At 66.7% G+C, this 24231-nt stretch carries 17 protein-coding genes; 9 read left to right on the forward strand and 8 right to left on the reverse strand.

The genetic code is table 11. From position 1 onward, the window contains the following. Window positions 1-17 precede the first annotated feature (17 nt). Window positions 18-1034, forward strand: a complete 1017-nt coding sequence (locus U1763_RS01200; RefSeq protein WP_332753756.1) for a cupin-like domain-containing protein — start codon at window positions 18-20, stop codon at window positions 1032-1034. Here the strand turns inward: U1763_RS01200 and U1763_RS01205 are convergent. The 5 genes from U1763_RS01205 to U1763_RS01225 all read right to left on the reverse strand — a co-directional run bounded on the left by U1763_RS01205 (window position 1031) and on the right by U1763_RS01225 (window position 8905). Beyond that, window positions 1031-2848, reverse strand: a complete 1818-nt coding sequence (locus tag U1763_RS01205) for a glycoside hydrolase family 9 protein (protein ID WP_332753757.1) — start codon at window positions 2846-2848, stop codon at window positions 1031-1033. The genes U1763_RS01200 and U1763_RS01205 overlap by 4 nt on opposite strands. Further along, window positions 2845-5370: a glycoside hydrolase family 3 protein gene (locus tag U1763_RS01210; RefSeq protein WP_332753758.1), complete on the reverse strand. Its 2526-nt coding sequence runs from the start codon at window positions 5368-5370 to the stop codon at window positions 2845-2847. Before U1763_RS01210 ends, U1763_RS01205 begins: the two co-directional genes overlap by 4 nt. An 87-nt stretch (window positions 5371-5457) precedes the next feature. Continuing rightward, complete coding sequence (locus tag U1763_RS01215) at window positions 5458-6552, reverse strand: SGNH/GDSL hydrolase family protein (RefSeq protein WP_332753759.1); 1095 nt, start codon at window positions 6550-6552, stop codon at window positions 5458-5460. Then, entirely contained in the window at window positions 6549-7556 is a 1008-nt protein-coding gene (locus tag U1763_RS01220; protein WP_332753760.1) for a glycosyl hydrolase, read from the reverse strand. The genes U1763_RS01215 and U1763_RS01220 overlap by 4 nt, the downstream gene beginning before the upstream one ends. Next, the gene (locus U1763_RS01225) at window positions 7556-8905 is read right to left on the reverse strand and encodes a glycoside hydrolase 5 family protein (protein ID WP_332753761.1); all 1350 of its coding nucleotides are present in this window, start codon (window positions 8903-8905) and stop codon (window positions 7556-7558) included. The genes U1763_RS01220 and U1763_RS01225 overlap by 1 nt, the downstream gene beginning before the upstream one ends. A gap of 279 nt (window positions 8906-9184) precedes the next feature. On the opposite strand from U1763_RS01225, the gene U1763_RS01230 reads away from it, so the two are divergent. The 6 genes from U1763_RS01230 to U1763_RS01255 all read left to right on the forward strand — a co-directional run bounded on the left by U1763_RS01230 (window position 9185) and on the right by U1763_RS01255 (window position 17672). Then, window positions 9185-9967 carry a gamma-glutamyl-gamma-aminobutyrate hydrolase family protein gene (locus U1763_RS01230; protein ID WP_443026877.1) on the forward strand — a complete coding sequence of 261 codons (783 nt, stop codon included), beginning with the start codon at window positions 9185-9187 and terminating at the stop codon, window positions 9965-9967. Between the two features lie 65 nt (window positions 9968-10032). After that, window positions 10033-12519 carry a TonB-dependent receptor plug domain-containing protein gene (locus U1763_RS01235; RefSeq protein WP_332753763.1) on the forward strand — a complete coding sequence of 829 codons (2487 nt, stop codon included), beginning with the start codon at window positions 10033-10035 and terminating at the stop codon, window positions 12517-12519. Between the two features lie 121 nt (window positions 12520-12640). Next, on the forward strand, window positions 12641-12859 hold the full coding sequence (locus U1763_RS01240) for a hypothetical protein (protein WP_332753764.1): 219 nt from the start codon (window positions 12641-12643) through the stop codon (window positions 12857-12859). Between the two features lie 432 nt (window positions 12860-13291). Continuing rightward, a complete protein-coding gene (locus U1763_RS01245; RefSeq protein WP_207894045.1) occupies window positions 13292-14335 on the forward strand; it encodes a rod shape-determining protein in 1044 nt (347 codons plus the stop codon). 170 nt (window positions 14336-14505) lie between these two features. After that, window positions 14506-16878 carry an FdhF/YdeP family oxidoreductase gene (locus U1763_RS01250; protein ID WP_332753765.1) on the forward strand — a complete coding sequence of 791 codons (2373 nt, stop codon included), beginning with the start codon at window positions 14506-14508 and terminating at the stop codon, window positions 16876-16878. Beyond that, window positions 16875-17672, forward strand: a complete 798-nt coding sequence (locus tag U1763_RS01255) for a formate/nitrite transporter family protein (RefSeq protein WP_332753766.1) — start codon at window positions 16875-16877, stop codon at window positions 17670-17672. The genes U1763_RS01250 and U1763_RS01255 overlap by 4 nt, the downstream gene beginning before the upstream one ends. Before the next feature lie 139 nt (window positions 17673-17811). On the opposite strand, the gene U1763_RS01260 is transcribed toward U1763_RS01255, so the two are convergent. Then, window positions 17812-18285 (reverse strand): Lrp/AsnC family transcriptional regulator, encoded by a 474-nt coding sequence (locus tag U1763_RS01260; RefSeq protein WP_332753767.1) that lies wholly within the window; start codon window positions 18283-18285, stop codon window positions 17812-17814. Between the two features lie 117 nt (window positions 18286-18402). On the opposite strand from U1763_RS01260, the gene putA reads away from it, so the two are divergent. Then, window positions 18403-22008 (forward strand): trifunctional transcriptional regulator/proline dehydrogenase/L-glutamate gamma-semialdehyde dehydrogenase, encoded by a 3606-nt coding sequence (putA, locus tag U1763_RS01265; protein WP_332753768.1) that lies wholly within the window; start codon window positions 18403-18405, stop codon window positions 22006-22008. A gap of 15 nt (window positions 22009-22023) precedes the next feature. On the opposite strand, the gene U1763_RS01270 is transcribed toward putA, so the two are convergent. Further along, the gene (locus U1763_RS01270; protein WP_332753769.1) at window positions 22024-22890 is read right to left on the reverse strand and encodes an exonuclease domain-containing protein; all 867 of its coding nucleotides are present in this window, start codon (window positions 22888-22890) and stop codon (window positions 22024-22026) included. 83 nt (window positions 22891-22973) lie between these two features. After that, a complete protein-coding gene (locus U1763_RS01275) occupies window positions 22974-23234 on the reverse strand; it encodes a DksA/TraR family C4-type zinc finger protein (protein WP_132734158.1) in 261 nt (86 codons plus the stop codon). A 147-nt stretch (window positions 23235-23381) separates the two neighbouring features. Between U1763_RS01275 and U1763_RS01280 the strand changes: the two genes are divergently transcribed. Further along, on the forward strand, window positions 23382-24191 hold the full coding sequence (locus tag U1763_RS01280) for a class I SAM-dependent methyltransferase (RefSeq protein WP_435368344.1): 810 nt from the start codon (window positions 23382-23384) through the stop codon (window positions 24189-24191). Window positions 24192-24231: the final 40 nt, after the last annotated feature.

The raw sequence follows: 24231 nt of genomic DNA on the forward strand, positions 1-24231 counted from the left end.
GGGATTACACGCACGCGATGAGTGAGATCCTTGGCCTCCCGGTTGCCGAAACCGGCGCGATCGACGCAGTACGGTTCGAAGCCGAGATCGCACGCGGGTATCGCCCGGTCGTCATGCGCGGGCTGGCCGCGGACTGGCCGGCGGTACGCGCCGCCCGCGCCTCCGATCGCGCGATCGGCGAGCATATCGTGTCGTTCGATGGCGGGCGCTCCGCCGACGTCATGGTCGCGCAAAGTGACGTACGCGGGCGGTTCTTCTACAATGACGACCTGAGCGGCTTCAATTTCGAGCGCGCCAAGGCGCCGATCCCGACGCTGGTCGACCAGTTGATCGCGTTGCAGGGGATGCCCGGCGCGCCGGCCATCTATGCCGGGGCGGCGGCGGCGGGGGAATTCCTGCCGGGCTGGGCTGAGGCGAACGTGTTGCCGCTGCCCACGCCCGATGCGGTGCCGCGGGTGTGGATTGGAAACGAGAGCCGGGTGTCGACGCATTACGACGTGTCGAGCAACGTCGCTGTCGTGGTGGCGGGGCGGCGGCGGTTCTGCCTGTTTCCGCCCGAGCAGGGGCCCAACCTGTATGTCGGTCCGCTCGATGTCACGATCGCCGGACAGCCGGTCAGCCTTGTCGATCTCGAAGCGCCCGATCTGGAGCGGTATCCGCGATTTGCCGAGGCGCGGGCGCAGATGCAGGTGACGGTGCTGGAGCCGGGCGATGCGATCTTCATTCCGTCGATGTGGTGGCATGACGTCAAGGCGCTTGGGCGGTTCAACGTGCTGGTCAATTACTGGTGGGGGCAAGCTGGCGCGGCCTCGCCGTTCCCCGCGCTGATCCACGCGATCCTGGCGATCCGTGACTTGCCAGAGGGCGAGCGTGCGGCGGTTCGGGGGTGGTTCGATCAATACGTGTTCGGAGACGCGGCGCAGGACGCGGCCGCGCATCTGCCTGACGCGATGCGCGGCGTGCTTGGAAGCCCGTCGCCGGAGCGGACCGACGCGATCCGCGGATACCTCGCGCGGACGCTAGAACGGCTCTAGCGCCCTCGCGTCGCGTCGAGGAAGGCGGCGGTCCATACTAGCGGGGCGTTCCAGTTGATCGCGACTTCGTTGACGGTGAAGGCACGATAGTCGTCGATCCAGCAGGTTTGGGGTGCGCAGCCTTTCATCGGGCCGGGCTCGTTCGCGGCGGCCGAGTTGGGGCCGCCGGAGAGGACTCCGGTGGGTGGCGCGGGATAGCGTTTGTCCGCCGCGGCCGCCCAGAAGCGGTGGTGCGGGTGCTGCATCGGGCGCGTGCCGATACCGGTGACGTAGGATTGGTCGAGCGGATTGCGGCCGAGGATGTAGTCGAGGCTCGATACCACCGCGTCGCGATAGGCGGGTTTGCGGTCGATCTGCCACGCGACACCGAGCACGATCGCGCGGTTGAGGATCGAACTGCTCGAGCCCCAGGGATATTTGGTGCCACCAAAGGGGATGCCGTAGCCGCTGCGCTTGCCCTCGGCGACGAAGCCGTCGGCGAGCGCGGTGATCCGGGTGCGGAGCTTGGCACGGTCGTCCGCGGGTAGCGTGTCGGGCAAGGTGGCGAGCGTCAGTACGCCGGCCAGTCTGAGCGAACCCCAGCCGATATCCGTGCCGGGATCGGTGAAGATGCCGTCCTTGTGCAGGCGATCGAGGAACGCGGGCTCGCCGGTGGTCGCGTAGAGTTGCGCGGCGGCGAAGGTGAACTCGTCGCGGACATCCGGGTCGCCATAGCCCCCGCTACCGGTGAAGTCCGAACTGGTGAGGAGGGCGGGGTGGCGCAGTGCCGCCGCCCAGCCACGTCGCGCCGCGGTGAGGCACTTGGTAGCGAAGGCCGGATCGATCGTCCGCCAAATCCGCGCGCATTGTGCGGCCACCCCGACCATGTTGAGCGTCGCCGCAGTCGATGGCGGATAAAGAAACCGGGTCTCGTGGTCGTCGGCCGGCGCGGTCGGAATCCCCGTCCAGTTCTTGTCGGCAATCTTGGTATGAACCAACCCGCCCGCGTCGATCGTCTCGAACCGGGTGATCGCCTTGCCGGCGACGCCTGCGTCGGGCGCGATGGCCAGCTTGGTGCCGTCGGGAATCTGCATCGCGAGCAGGAAGGCGACTTCGACGCGCGCTTCGTCGAGCAGGTCGTCCTTGCCGTTGGCGCGTTCGGGCAGCGCGAGTCGACCGTCGGCGAACGCGCCGGCGTCACCGAACGCGGCCAGGCGCTCGTGGAGGTCGAGCAAGGTCCAGGTCGAGACGCCGCCGTTGACGACGTATTTGCCTTGGTCGCCCGCGTCGTACCAGCCGCCGGTCGCGTCGATCTTGTAGTCGCAACCGGGCCATTTGACGCCCTTCTGGTCGCGCCCGCCGAAGCAGGTGGCGATGTCGGGGGCGTGGCCGGCGGGGCGGGCGAGGTCTTTGCGTTCGACGAAGGCGGGCAGGATGGGGATGCCACTGCGCTGTTGGTAGAAGAAGGCCATCGCCGCGGTCGCCACAGCCGCGAACGGGCGGTCGGCGATCGCGAACGGGTGGCTGGCGTCCGTGCCGACGTGGAAACGATAGCCGGTGCCGGGCGTGTGGAACGTGCCGAAGTCGATCCGGTGGACGCTTTCGCCCGAGGCTGCGTCGGGACCGACCGGTATCGTCTGCCCAGACGCGACGATCTTGCCGCGCGCGTCGGTGAGCGTCCAGGCGAGCGGTTTCGTCTGCGCAGATGGCAGGACCGCCAGCTTGGGGCCGGTCGTCTCGAACCCCGCGTGGTCGATCCGGATCGGTGCGGGCGGGGCTTGCGTGGCGGCGGTCGTCAGCAGGACGGCCGCCGCACCGAGCAGGAGCCGGCTCAATCGCCGCACTTCGTCATCGGCACGGGTGCGGAGTCGATCTTCACGTCGGAGATCGAGAGGCCGAGCTTGCCGTCGGTAGCAATCACGAACGGCGCGGTGACGTGCGCCATATCGATGCCGCGCCTGGCAAAGCATTGCAGCGGGACGATCACCTGCTGCCAGTCGCCGGGCTTGCCCGCCGCGAGCGTCTTGCTGATCGGCACCGTCACGGCTTTGCCGTCGTTGCTGACCATACCGAGACCGACGAGTGCGCTGCCGGCACGGTCGACGCGGACGTCGACCACGAGGCTCAGCTCGCCATTGCTCTCGCGCGTGAGGTCGAGCGGGCCCGAGGCCTCGACGCGGGCGTCCGCAGCGCCACCGGCCCAGACGAGCGCACGTGCGTCCTCCTGGCGACGGCGATCGACCGCGGAGGCGGTGAGGCGCTTGGTCGCGGTCGTCGCGTTGACGCCGAGCAGGCGGACCTTCGACTGGTCCTGTTCGACCAGGGTGAGCGACCAGCCCTCGGGCACGCGGCCCTTGCCGAAGATCGTGCCGTTCGACGACGCGGCCATGCCGGCAGGGCGGGTTTCGTCGAGCTTGGGGACGCTGCCCGGCTTGGCGTAGCTCAGGCCATAGCCGAACGCGAACAGCGGGTCGTAGCCGGGATCGGAGCGGTTCAGGACATACTGGTCGGGGCGCTTTGGCCAGGAGAAGCTCAGTTTGCCGCGGAAGTCGTTGGCGACGCTGCCGTCCTTCTTGCGGAACAGTACGTCGGCGACGCCGCCGCCTTCGCTGCCCGGCAGGAACGCCGCGACGAACGCATCGGAGGCGTTTAGTTCGGCGTTCACCCAGAGCGGGCGGCCCGACAGGAATACCGCCACGACCGGCACGCCTGCGGCCTTCAGTTTGCGCAGTAGTTCGAGGTCGGACTTGTCCTCGGCGCTGTATTCGAGGTTCGGGCGGTCGCCCTTGAACTCGGCATAGGGCTGCTCGCCGAACACGACGATCGCCGCGTCGGGCTTCTTGGCGAAGCTGCCGTCGGTCGACAGCGTCGCGGTCCCGCCGGCGTCCTTGACCGCGGTGCTGATGCCGGACCAGATCGTCTCGGCATTGGGGAAGTTGGCGTTGGTGGTACCGCCGCCCTGCCAGGTCAGTGACCAGCCGCCGGCCTGTTGCGGAATGTTGTCCGCACCGCCGCCCGCGACGAGGATGTTCGCCGAGGGTTTCAGCGGGAGCAGGCCGCCCTCGTTCTTGAGCAGGACCATCGACTCGCGTGCTGCGCGGCGGGCGATCGCGCGGTGGTCGGCGGCACCAATGAGGTTCATCTTGCCGGCGAGTGCACGCGATGACGGGCGGCCGCGATCGAACGTGCCGGCGCGGATTTTCACGCGCAGGATGCGGCGGACGGCGTCGTCGAGGCGGGCGGCGGGGATCTCGCCCGACTGCGCCTGCTTCAGCGTGTTGGCGTAGAGCGTCTTCCACCCGCTGCCCGAATACATGAACATGTCGAGCCCGGCGTTGATCGCCGCGGCGCAACTCTCGTTCGAGCAGCCATCGACCTGGCCGTGGCCGTTCCAGTCGCCGACCACGAAGCCGTCGAAGTGAAGGCGGTCTTTGAGCACGCCGGTCAGCAAGCTCTTGTTGCCGTGCATCTTGGCGCCGTTCCAGCTCGAGAAGCTGGCCATCACCGACTGCGTGCCGGCCTCGATCGCGGCGGGGTAGCCGCCCAAGTGGATATCGCGCAGCGTGGTTTCGGGGATGAGTGCATCGCCTTGATCACGCCCGCCGGTGCCGCCATCGCCGAGGAAATGCTTGGTGGTCGCGATGACGTGGTCGGGTGCAAGGAATTCCTTGGCGCCGACCTTGCCCTGAACCCCTTCGATGACCGCGCCGGCGTAATCGGCCTGAACCTGCGGCTCTTCGGAATAACTCTCGTACGTGCGGCCCCAGCGGTCGTCGCGGACGACGGCGAGCGTTGGGGCGAAGGTCCAGTCGATGCCGGCGGCGGCGGTCTCGATCGCGGTGACGTGGCCGATCTCGCGCATCAGGTCGCGGTCGCGCGCAGCACCGAGGCCGATATTATGCGGGAAGAGCGTCGCGCCGGGAATGTTGTTGTTGCCGTGGACCGCGTCGGTGCCCCAGATCACCGGGATCGCGGGACGGCCGTCGCTGCGCGCCATCGACGCGTCGTAGAAGTCGTCGGCGAGTTTGAGCCACTCGACCGGCGGCGCGAGGTCGTTGCCGTGCGGGCCGGCATTGCCGCCGTTGAGGATCGAGCCAAGCTTGTAGGTGCGCAGGTCGGAGGGCTCGATGCTGGCGATGTCGACCTGGATCAGCTGGCCGATCTTGTCCTCCACGGACATGCGCTTCATGATCGCGTCGATCCGCGCTTCGACCTTCGGGTCGCGCAAGGGGCGGGCGTTGGCGGTCGGCCAGATTTCGGGATGCGCGACCGCAGATAGCGGCGCTGGTTGCGCTACCGGCGTCGCTGCGGATTGCAGCAGAAGCGCGATCGTGAACGTGGAAAACCCTACCGACATCATACTCTCCCCGGTCGGTGCGCGATCGTGATCCGCACCTTGGCATCCTTGCTACCGGGCTAGCGCTACAATGTGCAAATCATTTGCTTATTTCTGCGCCCAGATCTCGGGATGCGCGTCGATATAGGTCGACAGCGCGGTCGTGATCCGGGCGTCGTCCGCGGTCGACGGATGCGCGTGGCAGCCGGTGAAGGCGAGGCCGGTGACGGGGACGAAGGCGACGTTGCGCTCGCCTTCGGCTTTGAGGCGCGCGGCGACCTTGCCAGCTTCGGAGGCGATCTCGCCATCGGCCATGTCGGTCGCCCACAGGACGACGTGCGCGTCGAGGTCGCGTGCGCGCAGGCGTTTGACGAACTCGACATAGTGTCGTTCGTAGTCGGCGTGGAGCGCGTCGCGCGTCTGCCATGGCTCGCCGGGGTGGAGCTTTGTGGTGAAGTCGTTGGTGCCGAGCGCGATCACGAACAGGCGCGGGTGCCAGGCGGGGTCGGCGTAGCGCCTGGCCTTGTCGAACAGCGTGAAGGGGTATGCCACGGGTAATGTGTCGGCGGCCATGCCGTCGTAATTGCGGACGATCCCGCGGCCCGAGATCGCGTTGACCTGATAGTCGGCGCCGTAGCGGCGGGCAGTCAGCGCTGGCATGGCTTGGGCGGTGTCGGTGGTCGCCCAGACTTCGTCCTGCGTGCAGTCGCGCTTGGTCGAGATGTTGCCGTAGCCGACGGTGTGCGAGTCGCCGATGAACTCGATCTGGCGCGGGCGGGCGGGTGCGGGGAGGGCGCGTGTTTCGGGGCCGGCGTAGAAGCCGCCGAAGACGGTCGGGGCGGCTTGGCTTTCGCTGGCGACGTCGACGCGGATCGTGTGGCGGCCGTTCGACAGGCCGGCGACGCGGTAGAGGGCGGGCTTCGGCTTGACGAGCTTGGCGGAGAGCGCGCCGTCGACGGACACGCGGAGGATGACGTCGCCCTTGCCGATGCGGAACAGCGCGCTCGGGCCGCGGAACGCCGCCTCGAAATAGGTGCCCGGCCATTGGCGCTTATAGCCGTCTTCGCTCCGCTCGATGCGGCCGCCGATGTGGACGGGGAGGGGCGCACCGGCTTTCGCGGTCGTCGGTGTCACGGTCGGCGGGGCGGCGATCGCCGATGTCGACAGGAGTGTGGCGGTGAACAGGCGGAGGATCGTCTTCATGCCTTCACCTTCAGCGATGCGGGGAGTTCGTCCTTGGTGACGTAGCGGTTCGCGGCGAAATCGCGGCGTAGCTGGTCGGGCGTGTTCTGGTCGGCGCCGGTCAGCCAGCGCGTGTGCCAGGTCATGAACCAGAGCCAGTCCGCGGTGGGGCCGAGCAACGCCGGGTCGGGGACGGGGCCGTTCTCGTGCAGGCAGATCGGCAGCGTGTCGCCGACGATCGCCTTCACTTGCGCGAACATCGGGGCGAGGTTGCCGTGGTCGTTGGCGTAGATATCCGCGCCCGCGACATCGACTGTCGCACGTCCCGGATACCAAGCCGGGTCGACATTCTGTCCGGCCCAGCCGAGTATCCAGATCAGGTTGTTCAGACCGAAAACACGCGTAAATTGGTCGTGCATCAGCGCCCAGAGCGCCTTGAACGCGTCGGGGCCGTGCATGCCCCACCAGAACCAGTCGCCGCTGAATTCGTGGAACGGGCGCCACAACACCGCGACGCCGCGGTCTTGCAGGACCTTCAACAGCCGCGCGATCTCGGTCATCTGGCGCATCATCGCGACGTTCTGCGGCGTCCCCGGTTTCAGCGCGGCGACGACGTCGAAATCCTTCTTCGAATTCTCGTAGCCGGTGCCGATGTCGGGCGCGCCCCAATGCCAGCACAGGGTGACGATCCCGCCCGACCGCGCCCAGGCGGTCGCCCGGTCGTTGACCGCGTCGTTGTCGCGCGGGTCGATATAGTCGAGCCCGAGGATCGCGGGGAGCTTGCCCGTCACCCGCTGGAGATAGTCGAGTTCGCCGTTAGGGTTGGTCGGGCCGGAGCCCTGCTCCTGTTGCCCGGTCAGCGTCTTCCTGCCGTATTGGCTCCACAGATAGGCGTAGAGGTGGCGCGCGGCGGGCGAGGCTTTCGGATTGCTCAGACGGCGGTTCGGCACCGCTGCCAGCGCCGGCATGCCGTGCAGCAGACCAAGCGCCGCCGTCATCCCGAGCGTCTCGCGACGGTTGAGCATCAGAGCGCCGCCATCGCCGCGGCGTGCGCGCGGATCACGGCCTGGGTCGAGGCATCGCTGTCGAACACGCCGTACCAGCCCTGCGGTTCGTGCGGGGGATCGCCCATGTAGCCGAGGTCGCCGCGCTGGAAGCGGTGGTCGGCGTGGGGCGTCCGCGCCTCGCCGTTCCAGGCCCAGAAGTTCGAGCCTGCGAGCGGCCCGCCGGCCTTCGCATTGGCCTCGATCGCCGCGTAGATCTGGCGGTAGAAGCGGTCCTTATATTCGGTCGTGATGAACGGATCATAGGCGGCCTGGCCGTCGCGCGGATAGCCGAACTCCTCGATCACCAGCGGCTTGCCGAGCGTCGTGGCGAGCCGGATATGCGCGTCGATATAGGTGGCCACCTTCGCCGCACCGGCGTCATAAGTGCCGGCGAGATTGCCTGCGTCCATCCAGGTCCAGTTGTTGGGCCAGATATGCGTGGTGAGGTAGTCGATCGAGGGCGACTTGTGGGCGGCGAGCACGACATCCTCGCGCTCGATCGAGCCCTTCAGTCCCTCCGAGCCGGTCGAGACGAGGTGATGGGGGTCGAGCGTCTTGATGTAGCGCGCGGTCTCGTCGATCCAGCGATAGAAATGCGAGAGATTAGGCACCGCGACCTTGTCGCCACCGGCCGGGCGCGGTTCGTTCGCGAGTTGCCATGCCATGATCGTCGGATCCGCGGCATAGGCAACGCCCGTCACGGTGTTGGTGCGCGAGACGACCGCGCGGATGTAATCGCGGTACATCGCCTGCGCCTGACCGTTCGTATAGAAGGCGGCGTTCCTGTCGGCGAACTCGGGCCAGGGGTGCGCGGGGTCGTTCATGTTGATGAACTTGCCGCCGTTGACCCACGACAGATACGTCATCATCCCGCCCGACCATTCCCAGAAGTTGGTCAGGTAGATCACGCCGGTCATGTCGCGCTTCGCCATTTCGGCGAGCGTCCAGTCGAGGCCCTTCAGCAGGTCCTCGTTGTACGTCGCGCTTTGGTCGCGAAATCCCGGGGTGATCGAGTTCTTGAGCGGCGACAATTCGGCCGAGCCGAGGATGCGGAGGTTGCGGACGCCGAGCGCCTTCAGACGATCGAGTTCGCGCCCGAGCCGCGCACGATTGCCATAGGCGGTGTCCGCGCCGAGCCACGCGCCGTACCAGATGTTCGCACCCGCATAGCGATACGGCTTGCCGTTGCGTTCGAAGCCATGCCCGACGACGGTGACGAACGCCGAGGGCTGGTCCCGACCAACTGGGTGCGTCACGGTTGCACAGGCGGTGAGAAGCGCACCGCTGGTGATCGCTGCCCCGGTCAAAAGCGCCGTGCGCCGGTTCATCGTCATATCATACTCCCATCCATCCCACGCCGTGTCTGCTGCACGCATCGCGATATCTGCCGAATCAGACGGGTGCGGTCTATGCGGATATCCGCGAAAATAGAAATTCATTTGGGTAATTCGTAAGCACTTACGAGCGGCTTGGTGCGGACAATGAATTTTTGGCCGTGCCAAAGCTTATAGCGCTCCAATATCCGACGCGATCGATGGATATTGATCGCGAAAGGCCACCGCGATGCAAAGGAAACAACGACGCTCGACGATGTGCGGCTACGCCGCATGATGCGCTTTGCATGCTGCCGTAGCGATGACGGGCCGATCAAGCCCGTGATCGGCGTATTGTGCTGCAACGAAATCGCCGACCGCCCGATCCAGGCGGTCGCGACGCGGTTCGTCGAGCCGCTGGTCCGCTATGCCGGCGCGACCGTCCTGCTGGTGCCCGCGGTCGCGGACGCGATGGATACGCGCGCGCTGGCGGGGCGGCTCGACGGGCTATTGCTAACCGGGTCGCGGTCCAACGTCGCGGGCGCGCGCTATGGCAAGACCGATGCAGCGGATGGCGCGGCGGACGATGCGCTCGATCTCGACCGCGATGCGGTAGCGATGGAGCTCGCAGGGCGGATGATCGAGGGCGGGCGGCCGGTGTTCGGGATCTGCCGCGGATTGCAGGAACTCAACGTCCTGTTCGGCGGCACGCTGACCGATACGCTCGACGCGGGACACCACCGGGCGACCGAAGACGCGACCGCGTATGAAACGCTGTTCGATCACGTCCACGACGTCGATCTCCAGGCGGGCGGGATGCTCGCGACGGTAACGCAACGGCGCAGCCTCTCGGTCACCTCGGTTCACCGCCAGGGGATCGATCGGCTCGGGTCCGGGCTCACTATCGAGGCGCTGGCGACCTCGGACGGCTTGGTCGAGGCGTTCTCGGCACGGCCGTGCGGCGGCGATGTGCTGGCGGTGCAGTGGCATCCCGAATGGGATGTCGCCGCCAGCGCCGCGAGCCAGGCCTTTTTCTCGCTTATCGGGCGATCGCTCGGGACCTGTCGGGACCGTTGATCGCCCTCATTCGTACCACACACGCAGAGGTCGTCGCAGAACGATCCACTATCAGGGACCAAGACATGACTGCTTACCGTACCGCGTTGGCGTTCGCCGCCTCGACCTTCGCTCTCGTCGGCGCGCAAGCCGCGTTAGCCCAGGACGTTCCGGCCCAAGACGTTCGGGCCCAGGACGTGCCGGCCCAGACTGCCGCCGATCCTTCGGCCGATCCTGCCGTCGCGGCTGCGCCCGACACGCAGGACGACATCATCGTCACCGGTACGCGCGCGGTTGGCCGGTCGCGGCTCGACAGCGCGTCGCCGGTCGACGTGCTGAGCTCGGCCGCGATCCAGCGCCAAGGCACCACCGAACTCGGCGCGGCGCTGGCGGCGATCGCACCCTCGATCGACTTCCCACGGCCCTCGGCGGTCGACGGCACCGATGCGATCCGTCCCGCGACGCTGCGCGGCCTGTCGCCCGACCAGACGCTCGTGCTGGTAAACGGCGTGCGCGGCCATACCGCGGCCTTGCTCAACGTCGGCGGCTCGGTCGGGCGCGGCTCGGCGGCGGTCGATCTCAACACCATTCCGACCGTCGCGCTCGACCGGATCGAAGTGCTCCGCGACGGCGCATCGGCGCAATATGGCTCCGATGCGATCGCCGGCGTCATCAACCTCCGCCTGCGCGAGGCGCGGTCGGGCGGCGCCGCCACGGTCAATTACGGCTTCTACAACACCGACATCGACACCGCGCGCGGTAGCCGCAGCAGGACCGGCGAACATGCCGTCACCGTCTCGGGCTGGCAGGGACTCGGCTTCGGCGAAGACGGCTTCCTGACCCTGTCGGGCGAGTATTTGAACCGTCAGGCGACCAACCGCGCCGATTTCGATCCGCGCGTCCCCGGAACACGCGTGACGGGTCGGTTCGGTGATCCGGCGGTCGAGCAATACAGCATCTTCGCCAATGCCGGCACGACGCTGACGGGGACGTGGAAGCTGTATGGCTGGCTCGGCTATCAGGACCGCGACACGCGCAGTGCGGCGTTCCCACGCCTGGCGAATGCGACGACCGCGCTGGCCGGCTATCTGGATGGCTTCCTGCCGCTGATCAACACCAAGTCACGCGACATCAATTCGGCGGTCGGCATCAAGGGTGTGGTCGCCGACTGGAACGTCGACCTGAACGCGAGCTATGGCCGCAACAAGATCGGCTTCCGCACGCTCAATTCGGCGAATTACGCGTTCGGCAGCACCACGCCGAAGGACTTTTCCGACGGCGCGTTGATCTACGACCAGTACATCGTCGGGCTCGATGTCGACCGCAAGTTCGACCTGTTGCAGGGCGTCAACGTCGCGTTCGGTCTTGAAGGGCGCCGCGAGGGGTTCAAGATCGAGGCGGGTGAGCTCGCCTCCTATGGCTATCCCGCGGCCGGCACGGTGACGGGGGCGGCCGCGACCGCTGCGCCGGGCGCGCAGGGGTTTGGCGGCTTCTCGCCCGCCAACGCGATTGAGCGCAGCCGGCGCAACGGCAGCGTCTATCTCGATGTCGAAGCGCAGGTGACCGACAAGTTCCTGGTCGGCCTTGCCGGACGCGGCGAGGATTATTCCGATTTCGGCTCGACCGCGACCGGCAAGCTTTCCGCACGCTATGATTTCACGCGCTGGTTCGCGCTGCGCGGCACCGCGTCGACCGGGTTCCGCGCGCCGGCGCTGCAACAGCAATATTTCACCTCGATCGCGACCGTCATCCAGAACGGCAATCCGATCCAGACCGGCACCTTTCCGTCGATCAGCCCGGTCGCCAGCCGGCTCGGCGGCCTTCCGCTCGAGCCGGAAAAGTCGACCAACCTGTCGGCTGGTGCCGTCATTCGTGCCGGCCGGTTCGATCTGACCGTCGATGCGTATCGCATACACATCCGCAACCAGATCGGCCTGTCGGAGAATATATCGACGTCGCCGACCCAGTCCGTCGCGGTCAATACGCAGATCGCCAACCTTCTGGCGGGATCGGGCGCGACCGCCGCGCGGTTCTTCCTCAACGGCCTTGCCTCGACCACCAAGGGCATCGACGCGGTCGCGCATTACCGCATGCCGACCGACTCCGTGGGGACGTTCGACCTGACGATCGCCGGCAACATCAACGATTCGAAGGTCACGCGCGTGCCGACCTCGACGTCGGCGCTCAATCCCGCGCCGACGCTGTTCGCGCGCAGTCGTATCCTGACGCTGGAGGACGGCACCCCCGGCGAGAAGGTGACCGGATCGATCGACTGGTCGCTCGAACAGTTCGGCGCGCTTGCCCGCGTGACCTATTACGGCGACGTCAACCAGCCGGGCACGACGGCCGCCGCCGACGTCCATAGCGGCAAGCACGTCATCACCGATATCGAAGTCCGCTATCAGGCGACCAAGGGCGCGCAGTTGGGGTTCGGCGTCAGCAACCTGTTCGACGTGTATCCCGACGCGACCATCCCCGCGAACAACAGCACCGGGGTGATCGGCTTCCCGTATTACTCGCCGTTCGGGTTCAACGGTCGCTATCTGTATGCACGCGCCGGCTTGAGCTGGTGATAAATCCTACCTCCACGATAGGGTATTGCGCCGGGCGATCATCGACAGTAGCTTTCGGTTCCAGAGCCAATGTTGCGCTATGCGACTGCAGTTCTGACGTCGTCACCACGGAGACCAGTTCATGAACAAAATCACGATCGTGCCCATGATTGCAGTCCTGGCACTTGGTCTTGCGGCCTGTTCGAAGACTGCCGAGCCGTCGAACGTTTCGGCTATCGACAGCAACACGGTCGTCGAGGAATCGGATGCGAACTTCTCAGCGGTCGATGGCGTCGCAACCGAAAACTCGACCGACCTGATCAATACGACCGAGACCAACACGACCGGAAACACGTTCTGATCGACCGGTCGTAGCGCGTTCTCGTAGGGCGTGCCAAGATTGGTAGACTTCGCCCTGAGCAGCTCGAACAGATAATGCCTCTCGATCAAAAGGGGGGCGTTATCTGTTTGTGTATACAGTCTACGCCGGCAGTTTATCGGGAACTTACTCGGTCGTATTTTACGGTCGCTTCGTCGTACTCTTTGCAGAATTGTATTCCTATTTAATTGGTATGTATTAGACCGAAGTAACGTCAAGGCGAAGTGAAGCTCCCTGGACGGATCCTCGTGGCCCGGCAGAACCCCTCTGCCGGGCCATTTTTCGTAATCGTCGTCTGGATCGCCCGGTCGGGCGCAGGCGGATTGACGCGGATCGCGCGTACGCACAGCGCTGATGGTCTCTATGGCGACGGTCGGCATGACCGCGCGCCCTTGTTGCAGAATGTCAAAGCCGATGCGTCTTCCTCGTCTGTTCAGCCGTGCTTCCAGTGACATGGCGATCGATCTCGGCACGGTGAACACCGTCGTCTATCTGCGCGGGCAGGGGATCGTGCTCAACGAGCCGTCGGTGGTCGCGATCGAGACGCGCGGCGGGGTGAAACAGGTTCGTGCGGTCGGCGCCGAGGCCAAGCTGATGATGGGCAAGACGCCCGACGGGATCGAGACGATCCGGCCGATGCGCGACGGCGTGATCGCCGATCTCGACGTCGCCGAGCAGATGATCAAGTTCTTCATCGACAAGGCGCATGGCGGGCATAGCCGGATGCCGCGCTATCCCGAGATCGCGATCTGTATCCCGTCGGGCGCGACCCTGGTCGAGCGCAGGGCGATCCGCCAGGCGGCGTCCAATGCCGGTGCGCGGAAAGTGTTCCTGATCGAGGAGCCGATGGCGGCGGCGATCGGCGCGGGGTTGCCGGTGACCGAGCCGGTCGGCGCGATGATCGTCGATATCGGCGGCGGCACGACCGAGGTCGCGGTCTTGTCGTTGCGGGGGCTCGCATACAGCACGTCGGCGCGGGTCGGCGGCGACAAGATGGACGATGCGATCGCGTCGATGATCCGCCGTAAGCATAACCTGATGATCGGTGAGGCTACCGCCGAACGCGTCAAGCTCGCGGTCGGGATGGCGCGGATGCCCGACGATGGGGTCGGCGAGATCATGCGCGTCAAGGGGCGCGACCTGCGCGCCGGCGTCCCGCGCGAGATCGAGGTGACGCAAGGCGACATCGCCGGGTCGCTGGGCGACCTGATCGGCCAGATCGTCGAGACGGTGCTGACCGCGTTGGAAAAGACCGAGCCCGAACTGGCGGCGGACATCTGCGATCAGGGGATCGTGATGACCGGCGGCGGGTCGTTGCTGGCGCGGATCGACGAGGTGCTGGCGGATGCGACCGGGCTGCCGGTGATCGTCGCGGAGAATGCGTTGACCTGCGTCGCGATCGGTGCGGGCCGGGCGATGGAAGAGCCGATTTACCAGGGCGTGATGACCGAGGCCTGACGCGTCGTGCCAGGCTGCCGGGGTAACCTGCGATAACACTGACGAAATATCACGATCACGGAGTGGGGAATTATTGCTTTAGCGCATGTTGGCCAGGCTCGTAGGGCGCAGGATATGTATGCGTCGCTGACCTAGCTGTCGGAAGCGCGACTGTCAGCGGGAGAAGCGACATGGCGACCAAACGTCCAGACGGCATTGCCGACTATACCGGCCCGGCAGGGGGCTGGGGTGCGCTGAAAGCGGTCGCGGTTTCGCTGAAGGCGCAACAGATCGTCGTGCGTGGCGGCCAGACGCTGCTGAAGTCCAACCAGCCGGATGGCTTCGACTGCCCGAGCTGCGCTTGGCCCGACCCGAAGCATACCTCGTCCTTCGAATTCTGCGAGAACGGTGCCAAGGCCGTCGCGTGGGAGTCGACCGCGAAGACGATCAACGCAGAGTTCTTCGCCCAGCATAGCGTGTCGGATATCTGGAAGCAGAGCGATCACTGGATCGAGGACCAGGGCCGCGTCACCGAACCGCTCCGCTACAATGCGGCGACCGATCACTATGAGGTCGTGAGCTGGGCGGACGCGATGCGCGAGATCGGCGCGGGGCTGGCGGCCGTGCCCGATCCCAACCAGGCGGAGTTCTACACCTCGGGTCGCTGCTCGAACGAGGCGGCGTTCCTGTTCCAGCTGTTCGTGCGGTTGTATGGCACCAACAATTTCCCCGACTGTTCGAACATGTGCCACGAGGCGACGTCGGTCGGGCTGCCCAAGTCGATCGGCATCGGCAAGGGCACCGTCAGCCTCGAGGATTTCGATCACGCCGACCTGATCCTGTCGATCGGCCACAACCCCGGCACCAACCATCCGCGGATGATGGCGACACTGCGCGAAGTCTCGAAGCGCGGCGGCAAGATCATCGTCTTCAACCCGCTCAAGGAACGCTCGCTCGAACGCTTCGAATCGCCGCAGTCGGTGGTCGAGATGGCGACGATGTCGGCAACGCCGATCGCGAGCAGCTATTACCAGGTGAAGGTCGGCGGCGATGCGGCGGCGCTGAAGGGGATCGCCAAGGCGCTGGTCGCGCTCGACGAGGCGGCCAAGGTGTCGGGTGGCGAACCCGCGCTCGATCATGCGTTCATCGCCGAGCATACCGCGGGCCTCGACGACTATGTCGCCGATCTGGCGACCACCGAATGGGCGGACATCGAGCGCTCCAGCGGGCTCTCGCGCAGTGATCTCGAAGAGGTCGCGCTGGCGTACTCCAAGTCGAAGTCGACGATCTGCTGCTATGGGATGGGCGTCACGCAGCATCGCACGGGCACCACCAACGTCCAGCAGATCGCCAATCTGCTGCTGCTGCGCGGCAACATGGGCAAGCCGGGCGCGGGCATCTGTCCTCTGCGCGGCCACAGCAACGTCCAGGGCGACCGCACCGTCGGCATTACCGAGCGGCCGATGCCCTTGCTGCTCGACAATATGCGCGATGTGTTCGGGTTCGAGCCGCCGCGCGACCATGGCCATTCGGTGGTCGAAAGCATCGCCGCGATGCGTGACGGCAAGGCCAAGGCGATCGTCTGCCTCGGCGGCAATCTCGCAATCGCCTCGTCCGATCCGCAAGCGTGTGCGGAAGGGTTCCGCAATCTCGATCTGGCGGTGCACATCACGACGAAGCTCAACCGCACGCAGTTGCTGATGGCGAAGGCGACCTATGTCCTGCCATGTCTCGGCCGGACAGAACTCGATATGCAGGCGACCGGCCAGCAGTCGGTGACGGTCGAGGATTCGATGTCGATGGTCCACGCCTCGCGCGGGTTCCTGATGCCGCCGGGCGAGAACGTGAAGTCGGAGATCTGGATTGTCGGCGAGATCGCCAAGGCGACCTTCGCCGCCAAGGGCCGCGCGCCGGTCGAGATCGACTGGGACGCGTATGTCGGCGACTACAGCCTGATCCGCGACAAGATCGAGGCGGTGTTTCCCGCGTTCGCCGACTACAACGCGCGGATCCGCAAGCCGGGTGGGTTCCACCTGCCGAACTCCGCGGCGATGCGCGAGTGGAAAACGGACAGCGGCAAGGCAAACTTCCTCGTCACCAAGGGCGTCGAGGAGGACGAGGGCGCAGGCGATCCGACCGTGCTGCGGCTCACCACGCTACGCGCGCACGATCAGTACAACACCACCGTCTACAGCCTCGATGATCGCTATCGGGGCGTGTTCGGGCGGCGCGACATCCTGTTCATGAACGAGCGCGACATGGCGCGGCTCGGGCACAAGGAAGGCGATGTCGTCGATATCGCCACCGCGCTCCAGTTCGCGCGGCCCGACCGGGTCGTGCAGAAGCTGATGCTGGTGCGGTACGCGCTGCCCGATGGCTGCGTCGCCTCCTATTATCCCGAGACGCAGCCGTTGATCGCGCTCGAGGATCACGATCCGCAGAGCTTCACCCCCTCCTATAAATCCATTCCGGTGACCGTCCGTCCCGTTGCTGCCGACCTGGGGTCGGATCGCGGCGTGGTGCGCGCCGGGATCGTCGGCTACGAGAGCAAAGTCCCCGCATGAGCACTGGTTATTCGTCGACGATCGACACCTACGCGACCCTCGCGGCGACCAAGGCGGAGGCGCTGCGGCGCTCGCCCGCGGGCTTTTTCGCGGGCGCGATCCTCGCCGGCACGTATATCGGCATCGCGATGATTCTGGCGCTCAGCACCGCGTCGGGGCTCGAGCCCGGCGTGCGGCCGCTGGTGATGGGTGCGACCTTTGGGCTCGGGCTGATCCTGACGGTGTTTGCCGGCGCGGAACTGTTCACCGGCTATGTGATGTATCTCGGGTTCGGTCTCGCGCGACGGACGATCACGATCGGTGACGCGCTCAAGCTGGCGGTCGTGGTGTGGATCGGCAATCTTATGGGCGGCGTCGTGCTCTCGTTCGTGTTCGCGGCAGGCGGTGGCGGCGCGATCTTCGCCAACGCCGATGCGATGTTCCACGGCTATGTGCTGCACAAGGTGTCGGTCGACGCGACCGCACTGCTGGCACGCGCGATCCTGTGCAACTGGCTGGTCTGCCTGGCGATCTGGACCGCGGCGCGGATGACGGGCGATGCCGCCAAGTGCATCGCGATGGCGTGGATCCTGCTCGCGTTCGTCGCTGCCGGGTTCGAGCATTCGGTCGCCAACATGACTGCGCTGACGCTCGGCCTGCTGGTGCCGCATTCGTCGATCGATCTCGCCGGAATGGTCCGCAATCTCGCGATCGTGACGGTCGGCAACACGATCGGCGCGTTGGTGTTCGTGGTCGGCGGGTATCTGGTCGCGTCGAAGACCGATGGGGTCGTTGCTCCCGCCAAGCGGGGATAATTCCATCCTCCCCCGCTAGGGGGAGGTGGCGCTGAAAGCGACGGAGGGGGAGGAAAGGGAACCGCTGCTCCGTGTCCTCCCCCTCCGTCTGGCAAGTGCCAGCCACCTCCCCCTGGCGGGGGAGGATCTGAAAACTGGATCACATCGCGCCGTCGCGGATGGTTTCCATCGCGACGAATGTCGAGGTGCTGGCGACATGCGGCAGGCTTGAGATCCGCTCGCCGAGCACCTCGCGGTAGCGGCGGATGTCGGGGGTGCGGACTTTCAGCAGATAGTCGAAGCTGCTCGCGATCATGTGGCATTCCTCGACTTCGCGGATCGCGAGCACCGCGCGGCGGAACGCGTCGAGCGCCGCCTCGCGCGTGTCGGACAGCTTTACCTCGGTGAAGGCGATGTGATTGAGCCCGAGCTTGACTGGATCGAGCACCGCGCGGAAGCCGCGGATATAGCCTTGGTCGAGCAGGCGTTTGAGCCGGACCTGGCAGGGTGTCTTGGAGAGCCCGACGCGGCGGGCGAGCTCGGCGACGGACATCCGGCCGTCGTCGCGCAGAAGGTCGATGATGCGGCGGTCGAACTGGTCGATCTCACTGGCGTGATCCACTTTATCGGGCATTCCGCCGCTCCTGCCTTCTCAAAATGGTCGAACCGACCGATATAAAGCCATCGATAAGGCGGATCGCCAATCGCGTCCATGCTACGGTCTGGTCAGGTTCCAGACGAGGCTCGCCGCATGCCGCACACATCTTCGCTTTTGCCATTGTTTGCCGATTTCGCCCCGCCGATCCGCGCGCAGAGCGATCTGCGCCGTGCGATTACCGCCGCGTATCGACGTCCCGAGGCCGAATGCCTTGCACCGCTGCTCGATCAAGCGACGCTCGACGACGCCACCGCGGCGGATGCGACGCGCACCGCGACCTCGCTGATTACGGCGCTGCGGGCGAAAAAGCGCGGCGGCGGGGTCGAGGGGATCGTCCAGGAATATGCGCTGTCGAGCCAGGAGGGCGTCGCGCTGATGTGCCTGGCCGAAGCGATGCTGCGGATTCCGGATGCGGAAACGCGTGATGCGTTGATCCGTGACAAGATCGCGGGCGGCGATTGGACGTCGCATCTGGCCGAGGGGCGGTCGTTGTTCGTCAATGCGGCGACCTGGGGGTTGGCGTTGACGGGCAAGCTGACCGGGAGCGTCGACGACAAGGGGCTGGGCGCGGCGCTCACCCGGCTGATCGCGCGCGCGGGCGAGCCTGTCATCCGCGGCGGCGTGGCGATGGCGATGCGGATGATGGGCGAGCAGTTCGTCGCCGGCCAGACGATCGCCGAGGCGCTCAAGCACGCCAAGGGCCCCGAGGCGGAGGGCTTCCAGTATAGCTACGACATGCTTGGCGAGGCGGCGACGACCGCGGAGGACGCGCGGCGCTATCACGGCGATTACGTCGCGGCGATCCATGCGATCGGCAAGGCGTCGGCTGGGCGCGGGATCTATGGCGGGCCGGGGATCTCGATCAAGCTGTCGGCGCTGCATCCGCGTTATGCCCGGTCGCAGGCCGACCGGGTGATGGCCGAGCTGCTGCCCGACGTGAAGGCGCTCGCACTGCTGGCGAAGCGCTACGACATTGGTCTCAACATCGACGCGGAGGAGGCGGATCGTCTCGAACTGTCGCTCGACCTGCTCGAAAGCCTTGCGACCGACCCCGATCTGAGCGGTTGGAACGGGCTGGGTTTCGTGGTGCAGGCGTATGGCAAGCGCTGTCCGTTCGTGCTCGACTGGATCGTCGAACTGGCGCGGCGGGCCGATCGCCGGATCATGGTGCGGCTGGTCAAGGGTGCGTATTGGGACGCCGAGATCAAGCGCGCGCAGGTCGACGGGTTGGCCGACTTCCCGGTCTACACGCGGAAAGTGCATACCGACGTCGCGTATATCGCGTGTGCGCGGAAGCTGCTGGCGGCGGGCGATGCGGTGTTCCCGCAATTCGCGACGCACAATGCGCAGACGCTGGCCACCATTCACGCGATGGCCGGGCCCGACTTCGTAATCGGCGATTACGAGTTCCAGTGCCTCTACGGGATGGGCGAGCCGCTGTACGAGGAGGTCGTCGGCGGCAATCGGCTGAACCGCCCGTGCCGGATCTATGCGCCGGTCGGGACGCATGAGACGCTGCTGGCGTATCTGGTCCGGCGGCTGCTCGAGAACGGGGCGAATTCGTCGTTCGTCAATCGGATCGCGGACCCGGCGGTGCAGATCGCCGAGCTGGTGGCGGACCCGGTCGCGACGGTCCGCGCGATGCCGGTGCCGGGCGAGCCGCATCCGGCGATCGCCTTGCCGCGCGATCTGTATGGGACGCGACGCAATTCCGAAGGACTCGACGCAAGCGACGAGGGTGTGCTGGCGACGCTGAGCGAGACGTTCCGTGGGGCGCTGGCACCAGTGCAGGCCGGGACCGAGGGCGACGCGCGGCCGGTGCTCAATCCGGCGGACCACCGCGACGTCGTCGGCTCGGTTTGCGAACTGTCGCCGGATGCTGCGCTTGCAATGGCGCGGACCGCGGCCGAGGCGGCGCCACGCTGGGCGGCGGTGTCGGTCGACGAGCGTGCGGCGTGTCTCGATCGCGCGGCGGACCTGATGCAGGCGCGGATGCCCGTGTTGCTGCCGCTGGTCATGCGCGAGGCGGGCAAGTCGCTCGCGAATGCGGTGGCCGAGGTGCGCGAGGCGATCGACTTCCTGCGTTATTATGCGCAGCAGGCGCGGCTGCTCCCGGCGGGACAGAAGCCGCTCGGGGTGGTGACGTGCATCAGCCCGTGGAATTTCCCGCTCGCGATCTTCGCGGGGCAGCTCGCCGCGGCGCTGGTCGCGGGCAATGCGGTGCTGGCGAAGCCCGCCGAGGAAACGCCGCTGATCGCCGCGCAGGGGGTCGCGATCCTGCACGAGGCGGGCGTGCCCGCGGACGTGCTGCATCTGGTAGCGGGTGATGGTGCGATCGGTGCGGCGCTGGTCGCGGCGACCGAAACGTCGGGGGTGATGTTCACCGGTTCGACCGAGGTCGCGCGGCTCATTCAGGCCGAGCTCGCCAAGCGCGTGTCGCCGGCAGGGGCGCCGATCCCGCTGGTCGCCGAGACCGGCGGGCAGAATGCGATGATCGTCGATTCCTCCGCGCTGGCCGAGCAGGTGGTCGCGGACGTGGTCGCCTCGGCGTTCGACAGCGCGGGGCAGCGGTGTTCGGCGCTGCGCATCCTGTGCTTGCAGGAGGATGTCGCCGACCGGACGCTGGCGATGCTGAAGGGGGCGCTCCGCGAGCTGCGGATCGGCCGCACCGATACGCTGGCGACCGATATCGGCCCGGTGATCTCGGCCGAGGCGAAGACGAACATCGAGCGGCATATCGAGCGGATGCGGTCGCTTGGCCGCCCGGTCGAGCAGATCGCGCCGGCGGGGGACACGACGCACGGCACGTTCGTCTCGCCGACAATCATCGAGCTCGACGATCTCGCCGATCTGGAACGCGAGGTGTTTGGGCCGGTGCTGCATGTCGTGCGCTTCCGGCGTGCCGATCTGGGCACGCTGATAGATCGGATCAACGCGACCGGCTATGGCCTGACGTTCGGGCTGCATACGCGGCTCGACGAGACGATCGCGTTCGTCACGCAGCGGGTGCAGGCGGGGAACCTGTATATCAACCGCAACGTGATCGGCGCGGTGGTCGGCGTGCAGCCGTTCGGTGGGCGCGGGTTGTCGGGGACCGGGCCTAAGGCGGGCGGGCCGCTGTATCTCGGGCGGTTGGTGACGGGGGCGGATGTCGGGGCGGCCGGTTCGGGCGACCCGGTAGCGACGGAGTTCGCATCGTGGCTCGAGGGTCGCGGTGATGCTGGCGCTGCGCAGGCCGTGCGGGATTGTGCGACGGCGTCGCCGCTGGGCGGTGTGACCGAACTAGCCGGTCCGGTCGGCGAGACCAACGTCTATGCGATTTATCCGCGTGGCACTGTGTTGCTACTTCCGGCAACGCGGGAGGGTCTGGTCGCGCAGCTTGCGGCGGGGCTTGCTTCCGGAAACGACCTCGTGGTCAGTGATGCGGCGGCGTTGACGGTGGACCTTCCCAAGGCGGTTGCCGCTCGCGTGCGGTGGGTCGAGGATTGGGCAGCGGCTGGGCCGTATGCGGGCGCGCTGATCGAGGGGGATGCGGAGCGGGTTCGCTCGGTCAACCAGGCGATTGCCGCGCTGCCGGGGCCGATCGTGCTGACCCAGGCGGGGGGTGGCTACCGGCTCGACTGGCTGGTCGAGGAGGTGTCGACCTCGATCAACACGACCGCGGCAGGGGGCAATGCGAGCCTGATGGCGATGGCGTGAGCCGATAGGGGAGGATCAGGGACGGCGGTTGGCGGCTATCGCTTTCAGCGCGTCGCTGGCGATGATCCGGATTGGTGAGCCCTCGGTGCGGAGAGCCTGCGCCCTCGAATAGGCGACGCTCGACCGGGTCGCGCGGCCGAACGGCTCGCGACCGGCGACGACCAGTAGCGTCGTCGAACTGCCGACCCCGGTCATTACGCGCGCGCCTAGCCCGGCGGCGATGTGCGCGAGCCGGCCGTCGCGGGGTTCGCCGAGGATCACGACGCGGTCGCCTTTCAGCGGTCCGTCTGCTGCCGCCGCGGGTGCGGGGCCGGCGACGCGCGGCGGGGCTAGCCAGTCGTCGAGCGACAGGCCGGTATGCTCGCTCGCCTTGACGATTACCCAGCCGGCGGCGCGCGCGTCGCTGAGTGCGTCGTGATGCTTGTGGGTGATCCCGAGATAGCGTGCGAGGAGCCCGAGGCGGTGGCTTTCGAGATCGGGCCAGGCGCGCTTGGCGACGCGGACGCTGTCGAGCCAGGTCGTCTCGATCATCGCGCGGTCGTGGACGCGGCAGGCGGCAGCCAGTGCGCCCTTGTCGAAATAGGAGTGCGCGACGGTGGTGCGGCCCGACAGATGGCCGTGGACGATCGCGTGGACGTCGGCGAAGGTCGGCTGGCCGACGATGTGATGCTCGGCGATGCCGTGGATCCGGGTGTTGAAGACCTCGAATATGTCACGCGGGTCGACAAGCGTTTCGTACTCGAAGATCTCGCGGCCGTTCTTGAAACCGACGATGCCGATCTGGCAGATGCTGCTGACGCGCGAGCAGGCGGTCTCGACGTCGATGACGACGAAATCGGGGGCGTCATTTTGTGGGGCAGTGCTGTGCGTCACGTCGCTCATGGGTCTGCCCTGACGATCAAGCTGGGCCAAGTAAAGACGGGCTGATCCTCGCCCGGCATCGGGGGGCGAAGACTTGCGTCACGTTATCGAAGCTGGCTGTCCTTGCTGCCGCGGCGGTTGAAGAGGGCGGAGGCGGGGCGATCGCGGCCGCTCTGGCAGGCGACACAGGTGCGTACGCCGGGGATGGCCAGCCGACGTCCTTCGGGGATGTCGTCGCCGCACTGCGCGCAATATGGCTCGCTCTCGCCGGTCGGCATGCGTGCACGCGCGGCGAGCACGGCGTCCATCACCGTGTCGTCGATCTGATCCTGTACCGCGCCGTCACGTGTCCAGCCGCCCGCCATTGCCTCGTCCTTTGCTCAACCTCTTTAGGAATATGGGTAATCCTGCTGTCCTTTTCCAGATGCGGACGGAGCAGAGCTGTGCCTGTGGGCTTGTGGATCGGCTGCATTCGGGCCACGCTCGGGTCAGCTCATTCCGAAAGGTCGACGATGAACCGCTCTGTCCGTCTCATGCTTTGTGCCGCCCCAGCCTTGCTCGTTGCGGGCATGCCAACCGTGGCTAGTGCGCAACGCGTACCTGCGCCGATCGCCGCCGCGGTGGCTGCGACGACGCGGACGCCGGCCAATGTCGCGCGTGACCGCTATCGCCACCCGGCGCAGACGCTCGCGTTCTTCGGGGTGAAGCCGACCGATACGGTGGTCGAGATCTGGCCGTCGGGCGGCTGGTATACCGAGATTCTCGCGCCGCTGACCGCGCGCGGGGGTGCGTATTACGCGGCGGGCCCGTGGGAGAAGGGCCTTAACGGCGTGCGTGCGATGCAGGCCAAGAATGCCGCGACCTATGGCAAGGTTCGGCTGGCGGCGTTCCCGGCCGAGGCGGGGAAGCCGGGCGTGCCGGATGGCAGCGCCGATGTCGTGCTGACGTTCCGCAACGTCCATAACTGGCGCTTCGGCGGCGTGGATCAGGCGCGCGCGATGTTCGCGGCGATGTTCAAGATGCTCAAGCCGGGCGGTACGCTGGGGGTCGTCGAACATCGCCTGCCCGAGACGCGCGATGTCGCTGCCGAGGAGAAGAGCGGCTATATGAAGCCGAGTTCGGTGATCGGTTTCGCGACCGCGGCCGGGTTCAAGCTGGCGGGCAAGTCCGAGGTCAACGCCAATCCGAAGGACAGCGCGGACTGGCCGGGCGGCGTGTGGACGTTGCCGCCGAGCTATGCGCTGAAGGACGTCGACCGCGCCAAATATGCGGCGATCGGCGAGAGCGACCGGATGACGCTGAAGTTCGTCAAACCGCGGTAAAGCGTTGCTTGCAGCGGTTGGACGCCCGGCCTAATCCTCG

It is taken from the genome of Sphingomonas sorbitolis, assembly GCF_036663875.1.
Classification (GTDB): domain Bacteria; phylum Pseudomonadota; class Alphaproteobacteria; order Sphingomonadales; family Sphingomonadaceae; genus Sphingomonas.

Bases quoted from the DNA above. Each gene is read 5' to 3' on its own strand.
- U1763_RS01275 (WP_132734158.1), bottom strand. From the start codon at position 23,234: ATGGCGGGCGGCTGGACACGTGACGGCGCGGTACAGGATCAGATCGAC.
- U1763_RS01215 (WP_332753759.1), bottom strand. From the start codon at position 6,552: ATGAAGACGATCCTCCGCCTGTTCACCGCCACACTCCTGTCGACATCG.
- U1763_RS01235 (WP_332753763.1), top strand. From the start codon at position 10,033: ATGACTGCTTACCGTACCGCGTTGGCGTTCGCCGCCTCGACCTTCGCT.
- U1763_RS01230 (WP_443026877.1), top strand. From the start codon at position 9,185: ATGATGCGCTTTGCATGCTGCCGTAGCGATGACGGGCCGATCAAGCCC.
- U1763_RS01225 (WP_332753761.1), bottom strand. From the start codon at position 8,905: ATGAACCGGCGCACGGCGCTTTTGACCGGGGCAGCGATCACCAGCGGT.
- U1763_RS01260 (WP_332753767.1), bottom strand. From the start codon at position 18,285: ATGCCCGATAAAGTGGATCACGCCAGTGAGATCGACCAGTTCGACCGC.
- U1763_RS01220 (WP_332753760.1), bottom strand. From the start codon at position 7,556: ATGCTCAACCGTCGCGAGACGCTCGGGATGACGGCGGCGCTTGGTCTG.
- putA (WP_332753768.1), top strand. From the start codon at position 18,403: ATGCCGCACACATCTTCGCTTTTGCCATTGTTTGCCGATTTCGCCCCG.
- U1763_RS01250 (WP_332753765.1), top strand. From the start codon at position 14,506: ATGGCGACCAAACGTCCAGACGGCATTGCCGACTATACCGGCCCGGCA.
- U1763_RS01210 (WP_332753758.1), bottom strand. From the start codon at position 5,370: ATGTCGGTAGGGTTTTCCACGTTCACGATCGCGCTTCTGCTGCAATCC.
- U1763_RS01255 (WP_332753766.1), top strand. From the start codon at position 16,875: ATGAGCACTGGTTATTCGTCGACGATCGACACCTACGCGACCCTCGCG.
- U1763_RS01280 (WP_435368344.1), top strand. From the start codon at position 23,382: ATGAACCGCTCTGTCCGTCTCATGCTTTGTGCCGCCCCAGCCTTGCTC.
- U1763_RS01245 (WP_207894045.1), top strand. From the start codon at position 13,292: ATGCGTCTTCCTCGTCTGTTCAGCCGTGCTTCCAGTGACATGGCGATC.
- U1763_RS01200 (WP_332753756.1), top strand. From the start codon at position 18: ATGAGTGAGATCCTTGGCCTCCCGGTTGCCGAAACCGGCGCGATCGAC.
- U1763_RS01240 (WP_332753764.1), top strand. From the start codon at position 12,641: ATGAACAAAATCACGATCGTGCCCATGATTGCAGTCCTGGCACTTGGT.
- U1763_RS01270 (WP_332753769.1), bottom strand. From the start codon at position 22,890: ATGAGCGACGTGACGCACAGCACTGCCCCACAAAATGACGCCCCCGAT.